Raw genomic sequence first — 24,324 nt, forward strand, 5'->3', positions numbered from 1 at the left:
TTGGTAATAATACGAGCGAACTTACGTTTACCTACCTGAAACACGCCTACGATACCGGCTTTAATCAACAAAGATTTATCATCTACTTTTTCGCCGTCAATTTTTACAGCCCCCTGCTGGATCATACGCATCGCATCTGAGGTACTGCTTGTCAGCCCGGCTTCTTTAAGGACATTGGCTATCGGCATACCTTCAGAACCAACGGTAAGGGTAACTTCCGCAATATCATCAGGGACTTCACCTTTTTTGAATTGATTTTCAAAGTCCTGACGAGCTTGTGGTCCAGCAGCTTCGCCATGAAAACGTGCAACAATTTCCTCAGCAAATAACTTTTTAATTTCAATGGGATTACGTCCCTCTGCTACTGATTGTTTCCAATCAGCGACTTCTTCTAACGATTTAAAACTGAGCAATTCAATGTAACGCCACATCAGTTCATCCGAAATTGACATAAGTTTGCCAAAGATATCTTTAGGACTTTCATCTATACCAATATAGTTACCCAAAGATTTGGACATTTTCTGCACACCATCCAACCCAACCAGAAGCGGCATCGTCAGAACGCATTGTGGTGATTTCCCGTAAGCTTTTTGTAACTCGCGCCCCATAAGCAGGTTAAATTTCTGGTCCGTTCCACCCAATTCCACATCAGCATCTAGCACAACTGAGTCATATCCTTGAATTAAAGGATACAAAAACTCATGAATGGCAATGGATTGGCCAGTTGTATACCGCTTATGAAAATCATCACGCTCTAACATGCGTGCAACAGTATGGTGAGAAGCCAGTCGAATCATATCGGCAGAAGACAACTCGTTCATCCAATGCGAATTGAAAACTACTTGAGTCCGTTCAGGATCCAGAATTTTGAATACCTGCTGTTGGTATGTTTCCGCATTCAGCTGCACTTGTTCTGGCGTTAATGGCTGACGCGTCACATTTTTGCCGGTTGGATCACCAATCATTCCGGTAAAATCGCCGATCAAAAATAGGATTTCATGCCCTAAATCCTGAAAAAGGCGTAACTTATTGAGTAACACCGTATGACCAAGATGCAAGTCTGGAGCTGTAGGGTCAAAACCAGCTTTAATACGAAGTGGTTTACCACTTTCCAGCTTTTCGATTAACTCTTTTTCGACCAGAATTTCTTCTGCTCCACGACGGATTTCTGCCAAAGTTTCTTGCACAGTTCTCATCATCGTTCTCCGCACTATAAAAATTGGCGGGCAATATAACACAAGATCTTGCCTCCGAGGGGTTTCAATTCTGGGCAAATGCTGAGAGAATTGCACGAATTTACTATAAACGGGGAATGCCCATGAAGAAACGTAATAGACTTCTGAGCTCATCACATCAATCAAAGTTATTCAAATCTGAATCGCTGTCTCCCCACAAAAATAGACATATTGCAATCTTATCCTTAATGGCTTTAACCGGTATTTTTATAACGGGCATTGTGCTTGCAACAAGCGAACCCAGTGCAACAACCAATCAAACCCAATCCGTCGCCTTACCAAATATGCCTGCAGGCAGCGAAAGTACAACAGCGTCAGATCAATCAATCATTTCTCTACCCTCAAAGTCCGTTGCAGTACAACCTGATCCTTTTGATTCCAACATTAACGAGACCGTTCAACCAGTTCAATCTGATATCTCTTCGGATGAATCTGCTGAAATCGAGCGCCTGCATCTTAACCAACAAAGCCCCCCTGCCCTAGAAACAGAAATTTCTATCATAAACGATGCTCTCACCCCAAATGAAGAAAACACTGCAATATCCACATCTGACGAGCTTAGCTGGCAAGAAATCGAAGTAAAATCTGGCGATAACCTTTCTTTAATCTTTCCAAAAGCTGGCTTAAGTGCCCGTGATGTTTATAACGTTGCTCAGACGGCTGGTGACGATGCCAAAGCGCTTCTCAACCTTCGGCCGGGTCAAATATTTCGATTTGGAACAATAACCGACACTGATCAAAACTTAGTGCTTAAGCAGCTTCAATTACAGTTAAATCCGATGAAAACGTTAACCTTAACGTCTACTGGAAATGGTTTTGAAACAGCTGTCGTTGAACGTGAACTCGATAAGCAACGTCAACTGGTTGCAGGCGAAATTCAAAGTTCATTATTCGTCGATGGACAAAAAGCGGGCATGTCAGACAGATTAATTATGGAAATGGCCCATATTTTTGGCTGGGATGTCGATTTTGCACTGGATTTACGTCAGGGTGACAGCTTCAAAGTCATTTATAATGAAAACTTCCTAGACGGTGAAAAAATTGCTGATGGTGACATTCTGGCAGCAGAATTCACCAATCGGGGTAAAACCTTCCGTGCTATCCGTTTCACTGATAATAACGGTGAAAGTCGTTTCTACACACCAAATGGCGACAGTATGCGTAAGGCCTTTACGCGAACTCCAGTGCCAATTTCACGTATAAGTTCAGGCTTTAACCCTAATCGTAAACATCCCGTATTACAAACCAACCGTCCTCATCGCGGTGTTGACTACGCCGCCGCAACCGGAACACCAATCCTGGCAACCGGTGATGGTAAAGTCGACTTTGTTGGTACTAAAGGTGGTTATGGCCGTACTGTTATCCTGTCACATGGTGGACGTTACACAACACTTTTTGCTCATATGTCAAAGTACAAAAAAGGCATTCGTGTCGGTCAACGTGTGAGACAAGGTGAAATTATTGGCTATATTGGTAGCAGTGGCCTGGCTACCGGGCCACATTTGCACTATGAATTTCGGGTAGATGGTGTTCATAAAAATCCATTAACCGTCGCTTTGCCCAAAGCAGAACCTATTCCAAGTCAATATTTGGCGCAATTCAAGACGCTTGCCCAACCACTACTTGCCAGTTTAGACAACTTACAAGTCCCAACCCTGGCATTACGCCAAGATTAATTAATACAGAAATGGGCTTTTACATCGGTGTGATGTCAGGCACTAGTCTTGATGCAATTGATGTTGCATTAATCGAAACATCGCCAACAGAGCCGTCGAAATTAATCGCTCATCACTCGACAGCTTTTTCTGTTGAACTGCAAAAAGCATTGAAAGATTTGATTAACTCTCAACGCTGTCAGCTCTCCCAACTGGGTGCATTAGATATTGAACTTGGCCATGCATATGCTGATGCTATTCTGAGCCTGCTAACTTCCTCAGCGACCACTACGATACATCAAATTGATGCCATCGGCTGTCATGGTCAAACAGTATTACACTCACCTGATTCAAATTATCCGTTTAGCATGCAAATTGGCAATGGCAATGTTATTGCTGAAAAAACGGGGATTACAACGATTTGTGATTTCCGCCAAAAAGATATTGTCAATGGCGGTCAAGGGGCCCCGTTAGCTCCTGCCTTTCATGCAGCTATGTTTCGTTCAGATAACGAAAATCGCGTTATTGTGAATATTGGTGGTATAAGCAACATCAGTATATTGCCAGCGGATAGCGGTAGCCCTCTCCAAGGATTTGATACCGGACCAGGAAATACGCTTATGGATTCCTGGATTCAAAAACATCAAGGCCTTCTATTTGATAATGAGGGAAAGTGGGCTGAGGGTGGTGAAATTAACCAAACGTTACTGATGCAATTAAAGTCTGATCCTTATTTTGACAGACAAATTCCCAAAAGTACGGGTTGTGAATTATTTAATCAAAACTGGTTAAAGCAGCAATTGATCATGGCAAAATGTGAAGATGTAAATGCTCAGGATATACAGGCAACTTTACTGGCATTTACTGTATCAACCATTACTGATGCGATTCATCAATACGCCAGACAAACGGATAAAGTCTATGTCTGTGGGGGAGGAGCGAGAAATACAGCTTTAATGCAACAATTACAAATCGCTCTGGATAACATCGAGGTAACGACTACAGCAGCAATCGGTTTGGATCCTCAATGGGTTGAAGCCGTTGCATTTGCATGGCTTGCCGAACAAACCATACATCAAAACGCGCTTGATTTACGTTATGTTACAGGCGCACAGAGCCCAAGCATATTAGGTGCAGTTTACTGGTCTAAGAAGGCTTCATAATCAATAGCAGACATTAACTCTGCTGCAATTTCATCAATTGGAACCTCGGAACGAAAACGCACAATCCAACCATTATTAAAAGGTTCTTGATTAATTAGTTCAGGCATATCCACTAACTGCTGATTAATAGCAATAATTTCACCTGAAATAGGCATAATCACGTCTGAGGCTGACTTTACTGACTCAATCACGGCACATCCTTCGCCAGCAGCAAATTGCTGGCCTTCGGAAGGCAATTCAACAAAAACAATATCTCCCAGACTGTTTTGGGCATGCTCTGTGATACCAAGTGTATAAAGGCCTGTACTCTGCTCTTCAAGCCAAACATGGGACTCACTGTAATAATAATCATCTGAATTATTCATGAATGATGCGTCCATAAGTTTGATTCAGGTGTCTTAATCGATCAGTACAATCTTTTGGAACCATACTCCATTCAAACTGCCATTTCCAGTTGCCATCCAGAGTTCCGGGAACATTCATACGATGCTCACCTTCAAGCTCGAATAAATCCTGCAAAGGAATAACAGCAAGCTGAGAAACGGATTTCAAAGCAACTCGAATCAACAACCATGGCATTGCTTCATCACTCGGCCCGATATATTCATGCAAGTGTTGTCGGGTACTTTCTTCAATCTCCCGGTACCATCCCAAGCTGGTGTTATTATCGTGTGTACCTGTATAAGTAATACTATCCTTACAATGTTGATGAGGAAGATAGGGATTATCAGCGTCTCCGCCAAAGGCAAATTGCAGAATTTTCATACCCGGCATCGCAAACTGTTCACGTAAAGCCGTTACTTCTTCAGTTATGATACCTAAGTCCTCGGCAACTAAAGGAAGTTCGCCAAAAACCGATAGCAGCTTTTTGAATAATGCCTCACCGGGTGCTTTACCCCAATCTCCCTCTATTGCAGTTTCACAACTGGCTGGAATCTCCCAACATGCTTCAAAGCCTCTGAAATGATCAATTCGAATTAAATCAAATAATTCCAGTTGAGTGGATAAACGTTTTACCCACCAGTCGAAATTTTCATCAAGATGTGCCTGCCAGTCATAAAGCGGATTACCCCAACGTTGCCCTGTCGCGGAAAAATAATCTGGCGGAACACCGGTTACCTTTGTAGCCTGTCCATTTTCATCTAAAGTAAATAATTCCGGCGCAGCCCATACATCAGCACTGTCATGAGCAACAAAAATGGGCATATCACCAAACAATTTAACGTGATGTTGATTCGCATAGTTTTTTAAATTATGCCATTGCTGGAAAAAGAGAAATTGTTCGAAACGACGTATGTTCAATGATTCTGAACGTTGTTCACTAAGCGATTTTAGCGTAGCTGGTTCACGATCCCGAAACTCGGGTGGCCAGTCATACCAAGGCAATGCATGATTCAGATTGCGAAGCTCCCGATATAAAATATAGTCTTCCAGCCAAAAGGCCTGTTGCTGACAAAAATTATTAAACGCCAGTTTATCGGTTTCAGTACTATTCTCAACAAATTGCTTATAAGCATTCGCAACAATAGTGAAGATTTTTTTACCTGCTAGTTCTTCTGTCTTAATCCAGGCTTGAGCTTGAATATAGTCAACACACAACAACTTGTTATTGCCGGCATGTGCCGATAAACATTGATAAGGCGATCCATCTTCATGAGTCGGCCCTAGCGGCAGCATCTGCCAGATAGTTACCCCGGCTTGTTGCAGAAAGTCTACAAAGCGATAAGCATCTGCACCTAAATTACCCGTCGGTAAACTGGTAATATGCATTAAGACACCTGCCCTGCGCTGATCAAAAATATGTGCCTGTTTCATTAATTAACCACCACGGCGCATTGTGCCACCCTGCTCGGCTTCCCCTCCTCCCGAAGATACAACTTCTGACAAGATTTGTGGTACTTCAACTCCCAGCATTTGATAAAGGTTCGATAAATGCAACCTGAACAGACGCTCAAAATCACTGACACTGTCAGCAGCGTTGTAATCCCCAAACCACCAGAACCAGTCAGATCCTTCACAAATGGCGAGTTGTTTGTCGATAGCTTGTTGCATGTCATCATCAATTGCTACTTCTGCAATTTTTGTGTCGTAAACCTGCTTGGCCTGGCTAAGTAAATCCCAAGCACGGTTTTTATCAACATCCCCAATCCAGGTTGAAAACGTACCATAGACCCAACTCCCTGCCACCATTTCTGGTAATAAGGCCGATTTACACCCTTTTTCCAGACACTCAGCAAAGGTGGTTAACTCAAACTCAGGGTGCCGAGAAAGCTGTTTATACAGACTTTGCAGAAAGTAAAAACCGTTATAGGAATAGTGTTCCCAGGCATTTTCACCATCCAGAATGACAGAAACCACTCTATCTGGATCGCCTTCAGTTGTTGCTTTAATATTTGTCAGATGGTGAATAAAATCGTTAACGGCGTCTTCAGCACTCCATTTGGTATAAGTAAATCCAATTAAATCCGATAATCCATCATCCCGGAAAAAACATGCCGGCCCTTTACCCTCAAGCTGATAGGGTTTATGAATATTACTGTCAGACAAATCACTTTTATTGAGACTATTTCTTAATACATTTTCACCACTGGCAGTCCACTGAAATCCATGTTTGGCAATCGATTCTATTGTCGGCTTTGATACTGCACCTTCTGATGGCCAACAGCCTTGGGGGCGAAACCCAAAAAAGGATTCAAATACCGCTAAACCTTTTTCCATGTGCCAGTCAGTACGTGATTCACCTCCGGGGTAATGACGGATTTGTGGTAGCAGGGCATCCGGCATTGCTTCAAGAGTACTATTTATATCCAGCAATAACGGTACAATTGGATGTGCATAAGGCGTGACTGATAGTTCTACTTTTTTCGCTTCTGCAAGCCGTCTGTAACGTGGAATCAAGTCACTCAGAAGTTCACCGATAACAATCATCAATTGTCGGCGATCATGAAAATTAAACTGCTGCCCTTTTTTCATTAATGTCTGGATGCGAACATCATTTCGTCGAACAGACTCACCCATCCACACCAAGTGATACCAGACCAGCATATCGACCAGGAACTGATCATTCAGGTAAGCCAGACGTTGTTTATCTTCCAATACCCATCTAGCCATTTCTGCCAGTTTTGCAAAAACTGGAAACGGCGCTATAAGTTTTTCATCATTGGCACGCAGGCAGGCATTTAAAATCGTTTGACGCTCTTCAATATGCGCCGGCTGTACTGGTGAATCCAAGGCAATTAACAAAGGATCTTTAAGACAACCCGTGCCTTTGAAACGACCTTTCAACTGCTGATCATAATCATCAATCTGCTCAAGCAGGGTAGGAGCAAAGTTTACTACTGCTCTGGCATCAGGTACCTGCTCCAGATGCCATGCCATATCGACATAATCTTTTATCGCATGCAAATAGGTCCATGGAAGCTGATAACTTCCGCCCATAGGTTCACTATATTGTGGCTGGTGCATATGCCAGCACAGCACAACTTTTAATTTATCTGACATAACGGTAATTTTGCCCCAGCATTTCCGGTGTCACTAATACAACACCATTGGGTGAAACTTCATAACGTTGCGCATCCAGTATGGGGTCTTCCCCGATAATGGTACCTTCAGGCACGATACAGCCTTTATCCAGCACAACTTTCTTCAGGCGACAGTGCCTGCCAACAGTAACATCCGGTAGTACCACGCTATCTTCGATTAGACTAAAGCTGTGAACTTCGACATTTGAAAACAATACAGAGTGTCTAACGGTGGAACCAGAAATGATGCAGCCACCTGAAACCATGGAGTCTACAGCCATGCCGCGGCGGTCATCATCATCGAAAACAAATTTGGCTGGCGGCAGTTGCGCCTGATGAGTCCAGATCGGCCAATCTTCATCATAAAGATTTAATTCGGGTGTCACGCCTATCAACTCCAGATTCGCAGACCAGAAAGCATCAATAGTTCCTACATCGCGCCAATAACCTGGGTCATTACCCTGAACATCTTTGTACGGAAACGCGACAACTTTATATTTTTTTATTAACGACGGAATGATGTCATGACCAAAATCATGACTGGACCTTGGGTCATCAGCATCTTTAATCAACTGTTCATAAAGAAAGCCCGCATTAAAAATGTATATCCCCATCGAAGCCAATGCCACATCATCCTGCCCTGGAATAGGAGCAGGATCTTCCGGTTTTTCGTTAAATGCAACAATGCGATGATTGGTATCAACAGACATTACGCCAAAGGCTTTAGCCTGATCCAGTGGTACCTCAATACAGCCAATCGTCATATCGGCATTTTGCGCAACATGTTCCGCCAGCATATCACCATAATCCATTTTATAAATGTGATCACCTGCCAGTATCAATACATATTCGGGACCATGATTTCGCAAAATATCAATGTTTTGATAAACGGCATCTGCTGTACCGGTGTACCACCCCTGTTCGGTACGTTGAGAGGCTGGGAGTAACTCCACAAACTCGCCCAGGGCACCGCGCATAAAGCCCCAACCCTGTTGAATATGCCGAATCAGTGAATGCGCTTTATATTGTGTTAATACACCCACCCTGCGAATACCGGAATTAACACAATTGGATAATGGAAAATCAATAATCCTGAATTTTCCGCCAAACGGCACTGCAGGTTTTGCACGCCATCCTGTCAGTTGCTTCAGGCGAGAGCCACGCCCTCCTGCAAGGATCAATGCCAGAGTATCCCTGGTCAGTCGACTGACAAAACGCGTACTATTATTTTTGGGCATATTGAATTCTCCAGCCAGCTATGCAGTGAAATATGTTGTAATGGCTTTAAGCGTGCCACATCGTTAAGGTGGTCAGCAATAGAAATATTTATAGGACAGTATATCTATGGTTTTTGAACAAAATTTGACAGACGACCAACTTAAAATCATAGAAGCCAGACATCATGATCCCTTTGCAGTATTGGGACGTCATCCAACAAAAAATGGGATATATGTAAGGGCTTTTTTACCTGATACCGAGGCAGCTACAGTAGGTGACAATTTACCTATGCAGCGAGTTCAAGGTACAGATCTTTTCGAATGGACAGGTGCTTCCGATGATTTAACATCTCCCTATCAGATTCATCGTACCACTTCGGAAAATCAAATTCAGAGCCATTATGATCCATACAGCTTTCCACCACAGATTTCAGATTATGATCTGTACCTGTTTGCTGAAGGTAAACATTGGCACGCCTATCGAATACTGGGTTCACACAAACGTACAGTCAATGGTGTCGAAGGGGTCATATTTGCCACTTGGGCACCCAATGCTCAGCGTGTAAGTGTCGTAGGTACATTTAACCGCTGGGATGGTCGATGTCATCCGATGCGCTCCAGGGGCAGTACCGGCGTATGGGAATTATTTATTCCTGGCCTGGATATCGGTGAGCTGTATAAGTTTGAAATACGTAATCATCATGATGGCAGTCTGCACCTGAAAATGGACCCATACTGTCAACAGGCCGAACTGCGTCCCAGCACCGCTTCAGTGGTGTTTAACAGCAATTATCAATGGCAGGATAAAGACTGGATGTCTGGGCGAGAACATGCCAAGTGGCTGAATACACCACATAGCGTGTATGAAGTCCACCTTGGCTCCTGGCAAAAACACAGTGACGGAAGTTTCTGCAGCTATCGTGAACTGGCTGACAAACTGGTGCCATATGTCAATAAACTGGGATTTACCCATATTGAATTGTTGCCGGTTACTGAGCATCCACTGGATATTTCATGGGGCTACCAGACTACCGGGTATTATGCAGCAACCAGTCGTTTCGGATCACCGGATGATTTTCGATATTTAGTTGATAAATGCCATCAAAATAATATCGGCGTATTACTCGACTGGGTCCCGGGACATTTTCCAAAAGACAGTTTCGGCTTAGCCCGTTTTGATGGCACAGCACTCTATGAACATGAAGATCCACGGCGTGGTGAACATCAGGACTGGGGTACATTGATTTTCAACTATGGACGCAATGAAGTTCGCAACTTTTTGTTATCCAGTGCTTTTTTCTGGCTGGAGGAGTTTCATATAGATGGTCTGCGGGTTGATGCCGTAGCCTCAATGTTGTATCTGGATTATTCGCGTGAAGAAGGTCAATGGTTACCCAATATTCATGGCGGACGTGAAAATCTTGAAGTCATTAGTTTTCTCCAGGAAGTGAACACGATTCTGCATCAGTCTCATCCTGGCTGTATTATCGCCGCCGAAGAATCGACCTCTTATCCAATGGTTTCAAGGCCTGCCGATATGGGCGGACTAGGATTTTCGATGAAATGGAATATGGGCTGGATGCATGACATTCTCGAATATATGAAACAAGATCCCATCCATCGACGTTACCATCATGATCAACTGACCTTTGGTTTGCTCTATGCATTTACAGAGAATTTTGTTCTGCCCTTCTCACACGATGAGGTTGTGCATGGCAAAAAGTCGATGCGTTATAAAATGCCTGGGGATGAATGGCAGCAATTTGCTAATCTGCGATTGCTTTACACCTTTATGTTCAGTTATCCCGGCAAGAAGTTATTATTTATGGGGTCGGAATTTGGGCAGGGTAGCGAATGGAATAGTGAACAATCGCTTGAATGGTATTTACTCGACTATCCGCAGCATCAAGGTTTATTACAGATTGTTACCGATTTGAATAAAGTGTATTGCGAAAGTCCGGCACTTCACTATCATGACTTTGATGCCCATGGTTTTGAGTGGATTGATTGTAATGATCGTGAGCATTCGGTGCTTAGTTTTCTGCGGCGTGGACAGGACGCTATTGTGGTAGCGGTGTTTAATTTTACCCCTGTCGTGCGCGACAATTATCGCATTGGCGTACCGGAAGCAGGTGAATACGAAGTGGTCATCAACTCAGATTCGGAATATTACTCTGGCAGCAATTATCCCGTCAGTCCGCTAGTTAATAGTGAACCAACTGAATGGTCGGAAAGACCTTATTCAATTGTCGTAAATTTGCCGCCGTTAGCAGGACTCATTATTCGCAAGAAACATTGAAGCAGCATGCGGCTCGTATGACACGAGCCGCTGAATACTATTACTGACGTAAAGTACGGATCATTTTGATAAGTTCAGTTGTGGAACTATCATGTACGGAAATATCGGCATTGCCCTGTAAGTCGGGCAGAATGGCTTTTGCGAGTTGCTTGCCAAGTTCAACGCCCCACTGATCAAACGAATTGATATTCCAGATTACCCCTTGTACAAACACTTTATGTTCATAGAGTGCAACCAGCTGTCCAAGCATTTCCGGTGTCAATTTAGGAAATAACAACACATTACTTGGACGATTTCCCGGAAAGACTTTATGGGGTAATAATGCATCCAGCGTTTTGCCTTCATAACCTTCTTTAATCAGCTCTTCCCTGACTTCTTCGGCACTTTTCCCCTTCATTAGGGCTTCAGCTTGCGCCAGGCCATTGGCCAGCAGAATAGACTGATGATCACATTCGGGGTAATGACTATTAACCGGCAATACAAAATCCACCGGTATTAACTGTGTTCCCTGATGAATCAACTGAAAATAGGCATGCTGACCATTAGTTCCGGGCGTCCCCCAGATAACCGGTCCGGTTTTATAACTGATGCGGGCACCCTGCCGGTTAATAAACTTGCCGTTGCTTTCCATATCCAATTGCTGCATATGATTCGGGAAACGGGCTAATGAATGGTCATACGGTACAATGGCATGCGTTTGGGCATTAAAGAAATTGATATACCAGATTCCCAGCATGCCCATGATAACCGGGATATTTTCGGCTAATGGTTTACTGCGGAAATGGTTATCCATTTCATGTCCACCTTCCAGCAGACGAATAAAATTATCCATACCGACATACAGTGCAATCGGTAAGCCAATGGCACTCCACAATGAATATCGGCCGCCAACCCAGTCCCAGATCTCAAACATATTGGCCGTATCAATGCCAAATCTGGCAACTTCTTTGGCATTGGTAGAGACAGCAACAAAATGTTTAGCGACATCTGCCTGTGTGGCAACTTTGAGAAACCAATTCCGCGCAGACTGAGCGTTGGTTATGGTTTCCTGAGTCGTAAAGGTTTTTGAAGCAACAATAAACAGGGTCGTTTCAGGATTCAGTTTTTCCAGCGTAGTACTGAGATCAGTACCATCAACATTAGAAACAAAATGCGCCTCAAGACCATCAATACCATAAGGCTCCAGCGCATCACAGATCATAGCTGGGCCAAGATCCGAACCGCCAATACCAATATTTACAATATCGGTAATTTTTTTGCCACTGAAACCCACCCACTTACCACTATGAACCTGCTCACAAAAGGCAGCCATCTTATCGAGAACGGCATTTACCTGTGGCATCACATCTTCACCATCCACCAAAACAGGCGTATTGGCTCGATTGCGTAATGCCGTGTGCAATACGGCACGCCCTTCTGTGTGATTTATCTGCTCACCAGAAAACATGCGTTCAATCCAGGACTCTACTTTTACTGCTTCTGCCAGGGCGATCAGCTTCTCAATGGTTTCCTGAGTAATACGATTTTTGGAATAATCCAATAACAAATCACCTGAGCGAATTGAAAACCGCTCAAAACGTCCCGAATCAAGTACGAATTGCTCACGCATCGACAGATACTTGATATCAGAATAATGTCTATCCAATGATTGCCATTCGGCGATATTTAGTGGCGTCATATTTCTACTTATTTTTGTTAACGGTTATTGAGCTTTGATTCAGAAAGAAAAGTCGCGAGTTCAGACCAGGGCAAGGTTTGTTGCTCACCTGTTGCCATGGTTTTCACGCCAATGATTTGCTGCGCCATTTCCTCCTCCCCCAAAATCAAGGTCCAGCGCGCTCCACTGCGATCAGCCCGCTTGAATTGGCTTTTAAAACTACCACCACCACAGTGGCTAATCAAGCGAAGTTGGGGAAGCTGGTCCCTAAGGCTTTCTGCCAGCAGCAAGGATTGCGCTGCTGCGGCTTCACCAACGGCAACCAGATATACATCAGGAGATACCGTTTCAGGTAAAGCCCCTCCTGCTTCCAGCAATGCAATAAGACGTTCTAGACCAATGGCAAAACCGATAGCAGTGGACTCTTTACCACCCAGCTGTTCGATCAGACCATCATAACGTCCTCCGGCGCAGACGGTGCCTTGCGCTCCCAGCTGATCGGTCACCCATTCAAAAACGGTTTTGCCATAATAGTCCAACCCTCGAACCAGTCGCGAATTTATCTCAAACGCAATGCCTGCTGCTCGTAAGGTAGTACACAATTGCTCAAAATGCCCGGCAGATTCCGCATCCAGATAATCTATCAGTTTGGGTGCCGCGTCATTAAGCGCCTGCATCGCGGGATTTTTACTATCCAGAATACGTAACGGATTACTGACTAATCGTCGCTGACTGTCTTCATCAAGTTGTGAATAATTATCCTGGTAATACTCAACCAGTTTTTCACGATAATTGAGTCGAGCGTCAGTACTTCCAAGCGAATTGATCTGCAAAGAAATATCTTTCTCCCCCAGAGTTTTCCATAAACGTGCTGTTAACAGAATCATTTCCGCATCAATATCAGGACCGCTGAAACCATAAGCTTCAACGCCTAATTGGTGAAATTGACGATACCGGCCTTTCTGTGGGCGTTCATGACGAAACATTGGTCCCATATACCAGAGACGTTGCTGCTGCTGGAACATACCATGCTCCATAGCGGCCCTGACGCATCCGGCCGTGCCTTCAGGCCGCAAGGTCAGGCTGTCACCATTGCGGTCGTCAAAGGTATACATTTCCTTCTCAACGATGTCAGTAACTTCTCCGATAGAGCGTTTGAACAATTCGGTCTTTTCCAGAATGGGTAACCTGATTTCCTGATAGCCATAGCCATCAAGCACCTTTTTAAGGCTGGTTTCCACTGATTGCCAATACGGCGTCATTTCCGGAAGAATGTCGTTCATTCCCCGGACAGAACGGATAATCTCTGCCACCTTTAGCTTATGTCCTTTATCGGAATTACTTTTTCGGGTTGATCACTGCGCATGGCTATCCGCTGACGAATTTCTTTTTCCAGCTGATCGACCAATGATTCGTTATCTAATTTATGGTGTGGTTTTCCATCGCGGTACAGCAGATTTGGTGAACCACCTGTCAAACCGATTGCAGCCTCTTTTGCTTCTCCCGGACCATTCACCACACAACCAATGACAGCAACATCCATTGGCTCGATAATATCTTCCAAACGAGCTTCAAGTGCATTCACGGTCGAGATAACATCAAACTCCTGTCTGGAGCAGGATGGGCAGGCAATCAGATTAATGCCTTTACTGCGGATTCGCAGACTTTTCAGAATATCAAACCCAACACGAATTTCTTCGATCGGATCAGCTGCCAAAGAGACGCGAATGGTATCACCAATACCTTCAGCCAATAACATTCCCAGACCAATTGCGGATTTAACGGCACCACTGCGCAGGCTGCCTGCTTCTGTAATACCCAAATGCAAAGGTTGTTCAATCTGATCTGCTAATTGTCTATAGGCATGAACTGTCATAAACACATCTGATGCTTTCAAACTGACTTTAAAATCAGGAAAGTTCAGCCGATCCAGAATATCGATATGTCTTAAGGCTGATTCAACCAATGCTTCTGGCGTGGGTTCACCATATTTTTTTTGTAATTCTTTTTCCAGTGACCCCGCGTTTACACCAATACGAATTGGAATACCAAAATCACGCGCTTTATCCACAACCGCACGGACCCGATCTTCGCGACCGATGTTGCCTGGATTGATACGCAAACAATCGACGCCCAGTTCCGCTACACGCAGGGCAATCCTGTAATCAAAATGAATATCGGCGATTAACGGAATATCCACTTGTTTACGAATCGCGCCAAATGCTTCAGCAGCATCCATGGACGGTACAGAAACACGAACCAGATCAGCACCTACTTTTTGCAAACGCTGGATTTGATCAACCGTCGCAGCAACATCAGTTGTTTCGGTATTGGTCATCCTTTGCACGGCAATCGGCGCGTCACCGCCAACCGGAACATTTCCCACCATGATTTGCCTGGATTTTCGACGCTTAATAGGTGAAGGCGTATGCATTACGAGTCTCCTCCCAAAGTAAAGCGAGCTACATTTCCGCGTGTATATTCAGAGACATCAATAATCTCACCATCAAATCTGACTGAGGCGGCATTGGCCTGTCCCAGTGAGACCTGAAAAGGCGTGGTCCCAGTCAATTCAACAGTGTTCCCGCCCCTGACTACCCGACTAATCAATACCTGCTGATTGGCATCACGAACTTCAACCCAGCAGTCTGAGTTGATACCAATGATGAGGTCTTTTTGGTTTGCATCGACGACAGTTGACGGCTCAGCCGCTTCGTTTTCCATTAGTTCAATTGTCGTAGATGATTGTTCTGCTAAACCAGGCTCAGAAGCTGTCAGCGACTCATCCACTTCGTTCAATAATGGCGGCTGATCAGCATTTGTGAACTGCTCAGCATTTGATTCAATTATTGGTATGGAGTCGTCACTGCTCTCCTCGCTTTGTTGTTCTTCTACTGGTTCGATAAACGGTTGACTGGGTAATTCCTCAGCCAGACTGTTAACCTGATGGGTTTGCCATTGTTGATAGGCAAACCAAGCTCCGACAGCAACAATGATCAACAAAATTAATGGCAGCCATGGAAATGCTGATTTTGCTGGTTTAATTTGTTGAATGGGGGCGACCGATGGGCTTCGGCTCTCATTCTCGCTAAACTCTATATTGAACCCTGCAAGCATTTCATCCTGCGGAAGCCCCAGGAACTTTACATAACTCAAAAAATACCCCCGGGCATAGGTTCGTCCATGCAATCTATCCCAGTTTTGCTCTTCCAGATGTACAATGGCATCTCGAGTTACTCTCAGTTGAGCTGCAGCATCTGTAACAGAGATTTTTTTTGCTTCCCGAGCATCACGTAAACGTTTGCCAACATCAACTGATGATGAAACAACACTCGGTTCTTCTGTATGACTCTCAGTCATAAATGTTAAATACCTTCATTGACCATACGCATTTCATCGGAATCCGGGAACCGGGCTCGCATAATTAATTTATAACTGGATACGGCATCCTCATTACCCAGTTTTGACTCAGTTTTAATCGCTGTCAGTAACGACTGGGGAGTCCAGGGCGATACACTGTTGAAACGCTGAACATAAGCCCGGGCTTGCATGTAATTTTTTTGCTCATAGCTCAGATCTGCCATACCCATTAATGATTTACTCAGGTTAGGGTTAATCTGTAAGGCTCGTCTGAAATAGGATTCAGCCTTAACCAAATCCGGAATTTCTCTGGTACACAGACCGGCATTTTCAAATGCCATTGCCGCACTTTGATAAAGCGGGTTTTCAACAGCTTTTAAAAAACGCTTCTCTGCTTCTTCATATTGACCTTGTTGGCACAGAAAAACGCCATAGTTATTCTGTGCTTCAGAATACTGTGGCGACCTACTGACAGCTTCTTTAAAATGTTTTTCGGCCTTTTCATTTTCACCCAAGCGCTGATAAAGCAGAGCGATAGTGTTATGAGCACTTGGTAAATTCGGGTTTTGTTTAAGTGCTTTATCCAGTTTTTCCATGGCGATTTCGTAATCACCACGTTGCAGATAACTTAAGCCCAACTGCATATTCAATTCAGCAGCTTTAGGATCAGGCGCAATGTGTTCACGTGGTCCTGTTGTAGCACATGCAGTGAGCACCATGATTGAGGTCGCCAGAAAACCTATTTGTAAATATGATTTCATCGGACGAACACAACCTCCCGTTCAGCTAATTTCTGAGTGCGACGAGTTTTATCCTGAACTTCGCCAGCCAATTGACCACAGGCTGCCACAATATCATCACCACGGGTTTTTCGTACAGTCGCGACCAGACCGGCAGCAATCAATTGTTCTTTAAAACGATTAATGACATTTCGGGATGAACACTGATAATCGGTGCCTGGAAATGGATTAAACGGTATAAGATTAATTTTATTGGGGATGCCTTTTAAAATTCGAATTAAATCCCGTGCATCCTGTTCTGAATCATTGATACCAGCGAGCATGACATATTCAACAGTGATATGCCGGCGCAATTGCTCACCTGTCACATAACGTTTGCAAGCAGCCAATAATTCAGCAATCGGGTATTTATCGTTTAACGGAATAATCTCGCTGCGTAACTTGTCATTAGCAGCATGCAATGAAATGGCCAGACTGACATGACAGTCTTCTTTCAATCGATCAATCATCGGCACCACACCAGAGGTACTCAATGTAAGTCGCCGCCAGGAAATACCGTAGGCCAGATCATCTCGCATCAGATTCATCGCGGTAATGACATTAGTATAATTAGTCAGCGGCTCACCCATGCCCATCATCACGACATTGGTCACCATTCGATTGCCTTTCGGATCTTTGCCTAAGGCTTCATTGGCAATCCATAGTTGAGCAATAATTTCAGCGGCACTGAGATTACGATTAAAACCTTGTTGCCCAGTGGAACAAAAGGTACAAGTCAATGCACATCCCACTTGAGAAGACACACATAACGTGCCTCGTCCGTTTTCAGGAATAAACACCGTTTCAATCGAATTATCACCATCCATTTTGATGATCCATTTGCGGGTACCATCAGTGGATATATGTTCGTGTAGTAATTCCGGTACACGTATTTCGGCAATTTGACTCAGTTTTTCGCGCAGGGTTTTACTTAAATTGCTCATCTGAGCAAAATCAGTAACGCGATATTGATGAATCCATTGTAAAAGCTGGCGCGCACGAAAGGGTTTCTCATCGATTTCGATGAAAAACCCTTCCAGACCTTTCAGATCCAGACCAAGCAGATTGGTCAATGCGGTTGCCATCAGTTAAAGACTAGCGTGTGCGAGCGCACAATTGATCGTCAGTGAAGAAGTAGGCAATTTCTCGTGCGGCACTTTCAGCTGAATCTGAACCGTGAACTGCGTTTTCATCGATGCTTTGCGCAAAATCTGCACGAATAGTGCCTGGTGCTGCATCAGCAGGATTAGTTGCACCCATCAAATCGCGGTGAGTCATCACAGCATTATCACCTTCCAGAACCTGGATCATCACAGGACCAGAAGTCATAAAGCTCACTAAATCACCAAAAAACGGACGTGCTTTATGTTCAGCATAAAAACCTTCCGCTTGCTGTTGTGTAAGATGCACCATGCGGGCAGCTACAACAGAAAGACCGGCTTTCTCAAAGCGTGAGTAAATCTCGCCTATAACATTTTTTGCTACCGCGTCCGGTTTGATAATTGACAATGTACGTTCAGTCGCCATGTGTATCCTCATTGATTGATTGGATTAAATCGACATATTCTAGCATCTATAGGGCTCAGAGATAGAAGCGTTCCAAGAGTTTTTATTAAGCAGGCAATTTTGCTTTGGATTTGATGACAAAACCATTACCATCAGCAGACTATTTTTGATAAAACTCAAATGCAAATTCGATGATAAATAATACATTTAAACGTATCGGTCTGTTTATCCGCAAAGATGATCCTGTGTTGGAATCGGCCGTAATTCAAGTCAGTGAATTCCTGCACTCCCGGGCTTTAAAGGTATTAAGTAATGAGCCAATGAGTTTTTTACCTGGCCTTGAGGTGATTTCAATTGCCGATTTCCCGTCAAAATGTGATCTGACGATCGCCATTGGTGGTGACGGCACCATGCTCTCAGCCTCAAGAGCATTAGCTGGCTTTGATTTACCCATCGTCGGAATTAATGTGGGGCGACTGGGTTTTTTAGCAGATGTGACGCTTACCAACCTGCAATCCCAGTTAACCCGGATTCTGGATGGCCACTATCGTCATGACAGTCGTTTTTTACTACAAGCGCATCTGAATAACGCGGAACAGCCAATCTGTATCGCCATGAATGATGTGGTAGTGCATTCTCACCAAAGCCTGCATATGATTGAGTTTGAAACCCACATTAACGGCCGGTTTTTAAATAGCCAACGCGCTGATGGACTGGTTATAGCCACACCGACAGGTTCAACTGCTTATGCGATGTCAGCTGGCGGTCCTATTCTTGATGTGGATCTGGATGCGATGGTACTAACCTCCGTCTGTCCACATACCCTCAGTAACCGGCCCTTAGTTATTGCAGCAAGCAGTGTCATCGATATCACATTGAGTGAAAAAAACATTACGACTGCGATGGTTACCTGTGACGGACGTCCAGGTCATTTACTTGAACCCGGTGATAGTATCCGGATTCAAAGACATCCTAACCGCATTGATTTACTGCATCTCGAAGATCATGATCATTATTCAATTTTACGTGCCAAACTGGAATGGGGCCGAAAACTGACATGCTGACTGCGTTAACTGTTCGCCAACTGGCGGTCGTGGAAGATTTATCCTTAACTTTCAAATCCGGTATGACATCACTGACAGGTGAAACCGGGGCCGGTAAATCCATTCTGGTTGATGCCCTGGGGTTGGTTCTGGGTGATCGTGCTGATTCAAATATGGTTCGTCATGGCAGTGAACGCGCTGAAATTGAAGCCAGCTTTGATATCAGCAGCAATCCGGCATTACAAGACTGGCTCAAGGATCAGGAACTGGATGATGACGATCAATGTCATCTTCGCCGGACCATAAGCCGGGATGGGCGATCGAAAGCTTATATCAACGCTCGCCAGGTTCCGCTCAGCCAACTTCGCAATATCAGTGAATTAAGCATTGATATCCATGGCCAGCATGAACATCAATCCTTATTACGTGCTGAAACCCAGCGAGAGTTACTGGATATTGTAGCGAATAATAAAGCCCCCCTTAAGGCCCTCAAGCAAGCTCAGGCTGAATGGTTGCAAATCCAGCAACAACTGGCTGCAATACGTCAGCAATCTGAACAGCAACTGGCCCGTCAGGAATTATTGAATTATCAGATCAGTGAGCTGGAACCATTAGATTTAACAGATAGCAGCATTGAACAGTTGTTGCAGGAACAACAACAATTAGCTCATGCAGCCCAGTTACTTCACACTAGTGAATCTACTCTGCATCACTTGTTTGATCAGGATCAGGGCGCAGCGTATGACCTTATCGGTTCTGCTCTGGCAGAACTGGAAAAATTACAGCAATATGAACCTCGCTTTGCCGAGATTATTGAGACTCTGAACAGCGCGGCGATCAATCTGGATGAAACGGCTACTTCCCTTCGCCATTACCTGGACAGTGCCGATCTGGATCCGTCCCGGCTTGAAGCGGTTGAGACGCAGCTATCGGTTTTGCATGATCTGGCGCGTAAGCACCATGTCGAAATTGAAAGTCTGCCAGCCCACTATCAGGCTTTGTGTGAAGAGTTAAACAGCCTTTCCCAATCCCAACAAAACCAAACTGAACTGGCGCTGAAACTGAACTCTTTGGAAAAGCAATGCCTGGAGTTGTGCGCGCAAGTCCGTGCAAACAGAAAGCAACATGCAAAACCGCTGGCAGAAACCATTACTGAATCTATTCAGCAACTGGCTATCCCGGCTGGACGTATAGAATTTGTTATTCGACCTTTTGAGGAAGGCAAATTCAGTGAGCATGGCGCAGATCATATTCAGCTGTTAGTCAGTACTAATCCCGGCCAACCGGCAGGCGAATTAGCCAAAATTGCGTCAGGTGGAGAATTAGCACGAATAAGTCTGGCGATTCAGGTCGTCACGGCTGGCAAGCGAAGTGTGCCGACTTTGATATTTGATGAAGTGGATGTAGGAATTGGTGGCGGCGTAGCGGAAATTGTTGGCCAGCATCTCAAATTACTGGCATCTACCCAGCAAGTGATTTGCATTACCCATTTGCCTCAGGTGGCGGCGCAGGCCCATCAGCAATTACAGGTTACGAAAATTCTGGGTGAAGACAAGACCCACACTGAAATAAGCGACCTTAATCGCGAGCAGCGTATAGAAGAAATTGCCCGAATGCTGGGTGGAATGAACCTGACCCAGAAAACTCGTTCACATGCTGAAGAGATGCTGGATCAGGGACAACGTTAATTACCGTTCTTTTTGGCAGTCTTCGCGGTTACAAATGCCATAAATGTAAAGGCTGTGGTCAGTCATTTCAAAACCATTTGCTTTAGCAATTGCTCTTTGCCGCTCTTCAATGACCTCATCGTAGAACTCTATAATACGGTTACATTTCACGCAAAATAAATGGTCATGATGTGCGCCATCTTCCAATTCAAATACCGCATGACCACCATCAATATTCAGTCGGGAGACCAGCCCCGCACCTTCGAATTGGGTAAGCACACGATAGACAGTTGCCAGGCCGATTTCTTCGCCCATTTCCAATAAGGCTTTGTAAACATCTTCAGCACTTAAATGGCGCTGTTTGGAGTGTTCAAGAATCTCCAGCACCTTTAAACGTGGCAGAGTAATTTTCAATCCCGCTTTTCTTAAATCTTGTCTTTCCATTATTATTGTTGCCTCGTAGAATAGTTACGAATAGCGTATCATCGCACTTTCGTCATCAACACAGAAACAAATACTAAATGAAAAGCCTGCTTATTTATAGCCTTTCCTTGGTTATTCTCACTCTCAGCGCCTGTAGCAAAGATAAAATCCCGGGTGTTTATCGAATTGATATTCAGCAAGGTAATCAGGTTACCCAGGAAATGCTCAGCAAACTAGAGCCCGGCATGACCAAAAGCCAGGTGTCATTTGTGATGGGAACGCCGATGTTAATTGATGTATTCCATCCAAACCGTTGGGATTATATTTACAGTTTTCATCCGGGAAATGGTTCTCGTGAGCAACGGCGGATTACATTGTATTTTGATGAAGCCGAAACACTTGATTATATTGACGGTAACACCCGTATTGTTGAAAACATTCAATTAACGGAAGATCAGCGCACCGATACCAATGTTGTGGTGCCTCTCACCGAACAGAAAACAGGCATTTTCAATAGTATGTTGAACTTGATTGGCCTCGGTGAAGAAACCGTCGAAACCATTGATGACGATAACGAAACTGATCCAGCTGAAAAAGAACAGAAAGAAGCGCTACCGGAAAATACAAATGACCGGATGGGAGACCAACCAGCAGGTCAGCTTCCGGATATTCAGTAAACGCTTAACCAGTTGATTCCTGAACCGGTTCAAATTCACCGGTTTGGGAATTAAAACAAAGTAATTCACCTGCGGCCAAATCAAAATACCATCCGTGTAATGTCAACCGGCCATCTTCGACACGTTCCTGTACACATTCAAAACTCATCAGATTATCCAATGAGACTAAAACGGCCCGTTGTTCACAGGCTTTGAGTTGTGCAGATTCATCACCATGATGATGCTTTTTGACCCACTCTTTTGCTGGTTGCGCGATTGATACCCATTGATGGATAAACTTGGAGTTTTGCTGTCCATCATCTTCCCATAACGCTCTTATACCCCCGCAGTTAGCATGTCCCATGACTATGATGTTCTCGACCTGCAAATTGTTCACCGCAAACTCAAGTGCGGAGCTGGTACCATGATGCAGGCCATCAAGTTCACAAGGTGGTATCAGATTGGCCACATTTCTTACGGTAAACAAATCCCCTGGATCACAATCCGTCAAAATTGCAGGATCGACGCGAGAGTCACAACAACCGACCATTAAGGTTTTCGCTGGCTGTCCGGTTTTCATGCTGGCGTAAAGACGACTGTCCTGACCAAAATAGTGTTTTTTAAATCGCTGAAAACCTTCAATTAATCTATCTGTATTAGCCATTATTTATACGTGTCTCAAAAACGTTAAAAAAGGATTATGTTGTTTCTCATGTGCAATGGTAGTAACCGGCCCATGACCGCTATGCACTCGCAGATGTCCTGGTAATTGCATCAATCGTTGCAGACTCTGCTGCATTATAGCCGGATTTCCCATTGGCAGATCAGTTCGCCCTACGCTGCCGGAAAATAACGTGTCTCCTACGAAAATATCCTGCTCATCATAGTAACAACCCTGTCCTGGAGTGTGCCCCGGGGTGGAAATAAACCTCAGTGTGGTCTCACCTAACTGAATTTCATCACCATCATCCACTAGATGATCAATGCGACCGCATTGGCGATTAAATGCTGGTTCACCAAACCAGTCACCCTGGACAGGTAGTGTTTCAAACAGTGGGAGTTCTTTTCTCGGTAAATACGTAGGCACATCAAACTGCTTTTGCAATGCAATTAAACCGCCTGCATGGTCGAGGTGACCATGAGTTAATAATATCATCTGGATATCCGGCAGAGGATGGATAGCCAGAACCTTTCTGACTAATTCATCCGTTTCGCCAGTGTCAACAATAGCACTCATTCCAGTTGCTTCATCCTGAATCAAATAAGTATTGACCTGAAATGCACCAACGGTGAAGCATGTAATGTGCATCTGTTATGACTCCCAAAAAAAAGCAGCTGGTCGCTAAACCAGCTGCCTTGATAGTCTTATTTGCTAATGACTATTTGTCTGTTTTATTCTGCGTTTCACGCGCTAAACGCATATTGTTTTCAAACCAATCACGTTTGATTTTCTGGGTACGCGCCAGATTGATATTGGCCTCATACCATTTCTGTTTGATATCTGCATGCGGGTCGGGATGCAAGTTCGCTTCATACCATTTTTTATGGCTTTCACGCGCCGCTTGCAGGTTGGCTTCATACCATTTTTTATCACTCGCAGTCTGTTCATCACTGAACTCATACCAGTGTTTGTCGGTTGGTGTTTGATCGAGATTCGCCTCATACCATTTGCTGTGCTGCTCACGAAATTTATCAAGATGCGCCTGCTGAAAGCGTTTTTTCCAGTCGGTATCACCCGCCTCTTTGAACTCATACCAGTGTGTTTCAGTAGGCGTATTATCCAGATTCGCTTCATACCAGTGCTGCCGGTTCGCTCTAACCGTTTCAACGGCACTGCGTAAATTGGCTTCATACCACTTTTTCTTGGTATCAAGATGATCCACCATATTGGCTTCATACCAGTGCGTATCACGTTTTTGTGCAGGACGCTGATTGGCTTCATACCATTTAGCATTTTCACGGGCCACGTGAGTATTGTAGGCAAACCAGTCACGTTTTATCTGCTGTGTACGCGCCAGACTGATATTGGCTTCGTACCATTTCTTTTTGATATCCGCATGTGGATCGGGATGCAGGTTCGCTTCATACCATTTTTGATGGCTTTCACGAGCGGCCTGCAAGTTGGCTTCATACCATTTTTTAT

At 44.4% G+C, this 24,324-nt stretch carries 22 protein-coding genes; 6 read left to right on the forward strand and 16 right to left on the reverse strand.

The features are described from left to right. The coding region (gene tyrS / locus B3O33_RS13740; protein WP_292363838.1) for a tyrosine--tRNA ligase at nt 1–1,196 on the reverse strand (1,196 nt) is incomplete at its 3' end. Nucleotides 1,197–1,318: 122 nt separating this feature from the next. Between tyrS and B3O33_RS13745 the strand changes: the two genes are divergently transcribed. Both B3O33_RS13745 and B3O33_RS13750 read left to right on the forward strand, forming a co-directional pair. Then, complete coding sequence (locus B3O33_RS13745; protein ID WP_292362648.1) at nt 1,319–2,911, forward strand: peptidoglycan DD-metalloendopeptidase family protein; 1,593 nt, start codon at nt 1,319–1,321, stop codon at nt 2,909–2,911. Between the two features lie 11 nt (nt 2,912–2,922). Then, on the forward strand, nt 2,923–4,053 hold the full coding sequence (locus B3O33_RS13750) for an anhydro-N-acetylmuramic acid kinase (RefSeq protein ID WP_292362647.1): 1,131 nt from the start codon (nt 2,923–2,925) through the stop codon (nt 4,051–4,053). On the opposite strand, the gene gcvH is transcribed toward B3O33_RS13750, so the two are convergent. From gcvH to glgC, 4 genes are read right to left on the reverse strand one after another with little or no spacing between them, the layout of a single operon-like run. Beyond that, the gene (gene gcvH / locus B3O33_RS13755; protein ID WP_292362646.1) at nt 4,029–4,418 is read right to left on the reverse strand and encodes a glycine cleavage system protein GcvH; all 390 of its coding nucleotides are present in this window, start codon (nt 4,416–4,418) and stop codon (nt 4,029–4,031) included. The genes B3O33_RS13750 and gcvH overlap by 25 nt on opposite strands. Further along, entirely contained in the window at nt 4,411–5,868 is a 1,458-nt protein-coding gene (gene malQ, locus B3O33_RS13760; protein WP_292362645.1) for a 4-alpha-glucanotransferase, read from the reverse strand. The genes gcvH and malQ overlap by 8 nt, the downstream gene beginning before the upstream one ends. Nucleotides 5,869–5,871: 3 nt before the next feature. Further along, nucleotides 5,872–7,554: a glycoside hydrolase family 57 protein gene (locus B3O33_RS13765; protein WP_292362644.1), complete on the reverse strand. Its 1,683-nt coding sequence runs from the start codon at nt 7,552–7,554 to the stop codon at nt 5,872–5,874. Next, nucleotides 7,544–8,812, reverse strand: coding sequence for a glucose-1-phosphate adenylyltransferase (gene glgC, locus B3O33_RS13770; protein WP_292362643.1), 1,269 nt, complete (start codon nt 8,810–8,812; stop codon nt 7,544–7,546). Before glgC ends, B3O33_RS13765 begins: the two co-directional genes overlap by 11 nt. A 106-nt stretch (nt 8,813–8,918) precedes the next feature. Here glgC and glgB point away from each other — a divergent pair, with 106 nt between their 5' ends. Beyond that, nucleotides 8,919–11,090 (forward strand): 1,4-alpha-glucan branching protein GlgB, encoded by a 2,172-nt coding sequence (gene glgB, locus B3O33_RS13775; RefSeq protein ID WP_292362642.1) that lies wholly within the window; start codon nt 8,919–8,921, stop codon nt 11,088–11,090. Between the two features lie 40 nt (nt 11,091–11,130). Here glgB and pgi read toward each other — a convergent pair whose 3' ends face one another. The 7 genes from pgi to ndk are packed head-to-tail and all read right to left on the reverse strand — an operon-like array spanning nt 11,131 to nt 18,413. Further along, nucleotides 11,131–12,768: a glucose-6-phosphate isomerase gene (pgi, locus tag B3O33_RS13780; protein WP_292362641.1), complete on the reverse strand. Its 1,638-nt coding sequence runs from the start codon at nt 12,766–12,768 to the stop codon at nt 11,131–11,133. Nucleotides 12,769–12,785: 17 nt separating this feature from the next. Next, nucleotides 12,786–14,060, reverse strand: coding sequence for a histidine--tRNA ligase (gene hisS / locus B3O33_RS13785; RefSeq protein ID WP_292363834.1), 1,275 nt, complete (start codon nt 14,058–14,060; stop codon nt 12,786–12,788). A 2-nt stretch (nt 14,061–14,062) separates the two neighbouring features. Then, nucleotides 14,063–15,181, reverse strand: a complete 1,119-nt coding sequence (gene ispG, locus B3O33_RS13790) for a flavodoxin-dependent (E)-4-hydroxy-3-methylbut-2-enyl-diphosphate synthase (RefSeq protein ID WP_292363835.1) — start codon at nt 15,179–15,181, stop codon at nt 14,063–14,065. Further along, the gene (locus tag B3O33_RS13795; protein WP_292363836.1) at nt 15,181–16,107 is read right to left on the reverse strand and encodes a RodZ domain-containing protein; all 927 of its coding nucleotides are present in this window, start codon (nt 16,105–16,107) and stop codon (nt 15,181–15,183) included. The genes ispG and B3O33_RS13795 overlap by 1 nt, the downstream gene beginning before the upstream one ends. A gap of 5 nt (nt 16,108–16,112) precedes the next feature. Next, on the reverse strand, nt 16,113–16,868 hold the full coding sequence (gene pilW, locus B3O33_RS13800) for a type IV pilus biogenesis/stability protein PilW (protein WP_292362637.1): 756 nt from the start codon (nt 16,866–16,868) through the stop codon (nt 16,113–16,115). Continuing rightward, nucleotides 16,865–17,971, reverse strand: coding sequence for a 23S rRNA (adenine(2503)-C(2))-methyltransferase RlmN (rlmN, locus tag B3O33_RS13805; protein WP_292362636.1), 1,107 nt, complete (start codon nt 17,969–17,971; stop codon nt 16,865–16,867). The genes pilW and rlmN overlap by 4 nt, the downstream gene beginning before the upstream one ends. A gap of 10 nt (nt 17,972–17,981) precedes the next feature. Further along, entirely contained in the window at nt 17,982–18,413 is a 432-nt protein-coding gene (gene ndk / locus B3O33_RS13810; RefSeq protein WP_292362635.1) for a nucleoside-diphosphate kinase, read from the reverse strand. Nucleotides 18,414–18,583: 170 nt separating this feature from the next. Between ndk and B3O33_RS13815 the strand changes: the two genes are divergently transcribed. Further along, nucleotides 18,584–19,456, forward strand: a complete 873-nt coding sequence (locus B3O33_RS13815; RefSeq protein ID WP_292362634.1) for an NAD(+) kinase — start codon at nt 18,584–18,586, stop codon at nt 19,454–19,456. After that, a complete protein-coding gene (recN, locus tag B3O33_RS13820; RefSeq protein WP_292362633.1) occupies nt 19,450–21,123 on the forward strand; it encodes a DNA repair protein RecN in 1,674 nt (557 codons plus the stop codon). The genes B3O33_RS13815 and recN overlap by 7 nt, the downstream gene beginning before the upstream one ends. On the opposite strand, the gene fur is transcribed toward recN, so the two are convergent. Then, nucleotides 21,124–21,552: a ferric iron uptake transcriptional regulator gene (gene fur, locus B3O33_RS13825; RefSeq protein WP_414673298.1), complete on the reverse strand. Its 429-nt coding sequence runs from the start codon at nt 21,550–21,552 to the stop codon at nt 21,124–21,126. It abuts the gene before it with no gap. Nucleotides 21,553–21,623: 71 nt separating this feature from the next. Between fur and B3O33_RS13830 the strand changes: the two genes are divergently transcribed. After that, nucleotides 21,624–22,202, forward strand: coding sequence for an outer membrane protein assembly factor BamE (locus B3O33_RS13830; RefSeq protein ID WP_292362631.1), 579 nt, complete (start codon nt 21,624–21,626; stop codon nt 22,200–22,202). Nucleotides 22,203–22,206: 4 nt separating this feature from the next. Here B3O33_RS13830 and B3O33_RS13835 read toward each other — a convergent pair whose 3' ends face one another. From B3O33_RS13835 to B3O33_RS13845, 3 genes are all read right to left on the reverse strand, one after another. Next, complete coding sequence (locus B3O33_RS13835) at nt 22,207–22,845, reverse strand: carbonic anhydrase (RefSeq protein WP_292362630.1); 639 nt, start codon at nt 22,843–22,845, stop codon at nt 22,207–22,209. Between the two features lie 3 nt (nt 22,846–22,848). Continuing rightward, on the reverse strand, nt 22,849–23,490 hold the full coding sequence (locus B3O33_RS13840; protein WP_292362629.1) for an MBL fold metallo-hydrolase: 642 nt from the start codon (nt 23,488–23,490) through the stop codon (nt 22,849–22,851). A gap of 70 nt (nt 23,491–23,560) precedes the next feature. Then, a partial coding sequence (locus tag B3O33_RS13845) for a hypothetical protein (protein ID WP_292363837.1) occupies nt 23,561–24,324 on the reverse strand: 764 nt, incomplete at its 5' end.

Source organism: Methylophaga sp. UBA1464, assembly GCF_002325665.1.
Lineage (GTDB): Bacteria > Pseudomonadota > Gammaproteobacteria > Nitrosococcales > Methylophagaceae > Methylophaga.

Bases quoted from the DNA above. Each gene is read 5' to 3' on its own strand.
- B3O33_RS13745 (WP_292362648.1), top strand. From the start codon at position 1,319: ATGAAGAAACGTAATAGACTTCTGAGCTCATCACATCAATCAAAGTTA.
- B3O33_RS13750 (WP_292362647.1), top strand. From the start codon at position 2,923: ATGGGCTTTTACATCGGTGTGATGTCAGGCACTAGTCTTGATGCAATT.
- gcvH (WP_292362646.1), bottom strand. From the start codon at position 4,418: ATGAATAATTCAGATGATTATTATTACAGTGAGTCCCATGTTTGGCTT.
- malQ (WP_292362645.1), bottom strand. From the start codon at position 5,868: ATGAAACAGGCACATATTTTTGATCAGCGCAGGGCAGGTGTCTTAATG.
- B3O33_RS13765 (WP_292362644.1), bottom strand. From the start codon at position 7,554: ATGTCAGATAAATTAAAAGTTGTGCTGTGCTGGCATATGCACCAGCCA.
- glgC (WP_292362643.1), bottom strand. From the start codon at position 8,812: ATGCCCAAAAATAATAGTACGCGTTTTGTCAGTCGACTGACCAGGGAT.
- glgB (WP_292362642.1), top strand. From the start codon at position 8,919: ATGGTTTTTGAACAAAATTTGACAGACGACCAACTTAAAATCATAGAA.
- pgi (WP_292362641.1), bottom strand. From the start codon at position 12,768: ATGACGCCACTAAATATCGCCGAATGGCAATCATTGGATAGACATTAT.
- ispG (WP_292363835.1), bottom strand. From the start codon at position 15,181: ATGCATACGCCTTCACCTATTAAGCGTCGAAAATCCAGGCAAATCATG.
- B3O33_RS13795 (WP_292363836.1), bottom strand. From the start codon at position 16,107: ATGACTGAGAGTCATACAGAAGAACCGAGTGTTGTTTCATCATCAGTT.
- pilW (WP_292362637.1), bottom strand. From the start codon at position 16,868: ATGAAATCATATTTACAAATAGGTTTTCTGGCGACCTCAATCATGGTG.
- rlmN (WP_292362636.1), bottom strand. From the start codon at position 17,971: ATGGCAACCGCATTGACCAATCTGCTTGGTCTGGATCTGAAAGGTCTG.
- ndk (WP_292362635.1), bottom strand. From the start codon at position 18,413: ATGGCGACTGAACGTACATTGTCAATTATCAAACCGGACGCGGTAGCA.
- B3O33_RS13815 (WP_292362634.1), top strand. From the start codon at position 18,584: ATGATAAATAATACATTTAAACGTATCGGTCTGTTTATCCGCAAAGAT.
- recN (WP_292362633.1), top strand. From the start codon at position 19,450: ATGCTGACTGCGTTAACTGTTCGCCAACTGGCGGTCGTGGAAGATTTA.
- B3O33_RS13830 (WP_292362631.1), top strand. From the start codon at position 21,624: ATGAAAAGCCTGCTTATTTATAGCCTTTCCTTGGTTATTCTCACTCTC.
- B3O33_RS13835 (WP_292362630.1), bottom strand. From the start codon at position 22,845: ATGGCTAATACAGATAGATTAATTGAAGGTTTTCAGCGATTTAAAAAA.
- B3O33_RS13840 (WP_292362629.1), bottom strand. From the start codon at position 23,490: ATGCACATTACATGCTTCACCGTTGGTGCATTTCAGGTCAATACTTAT.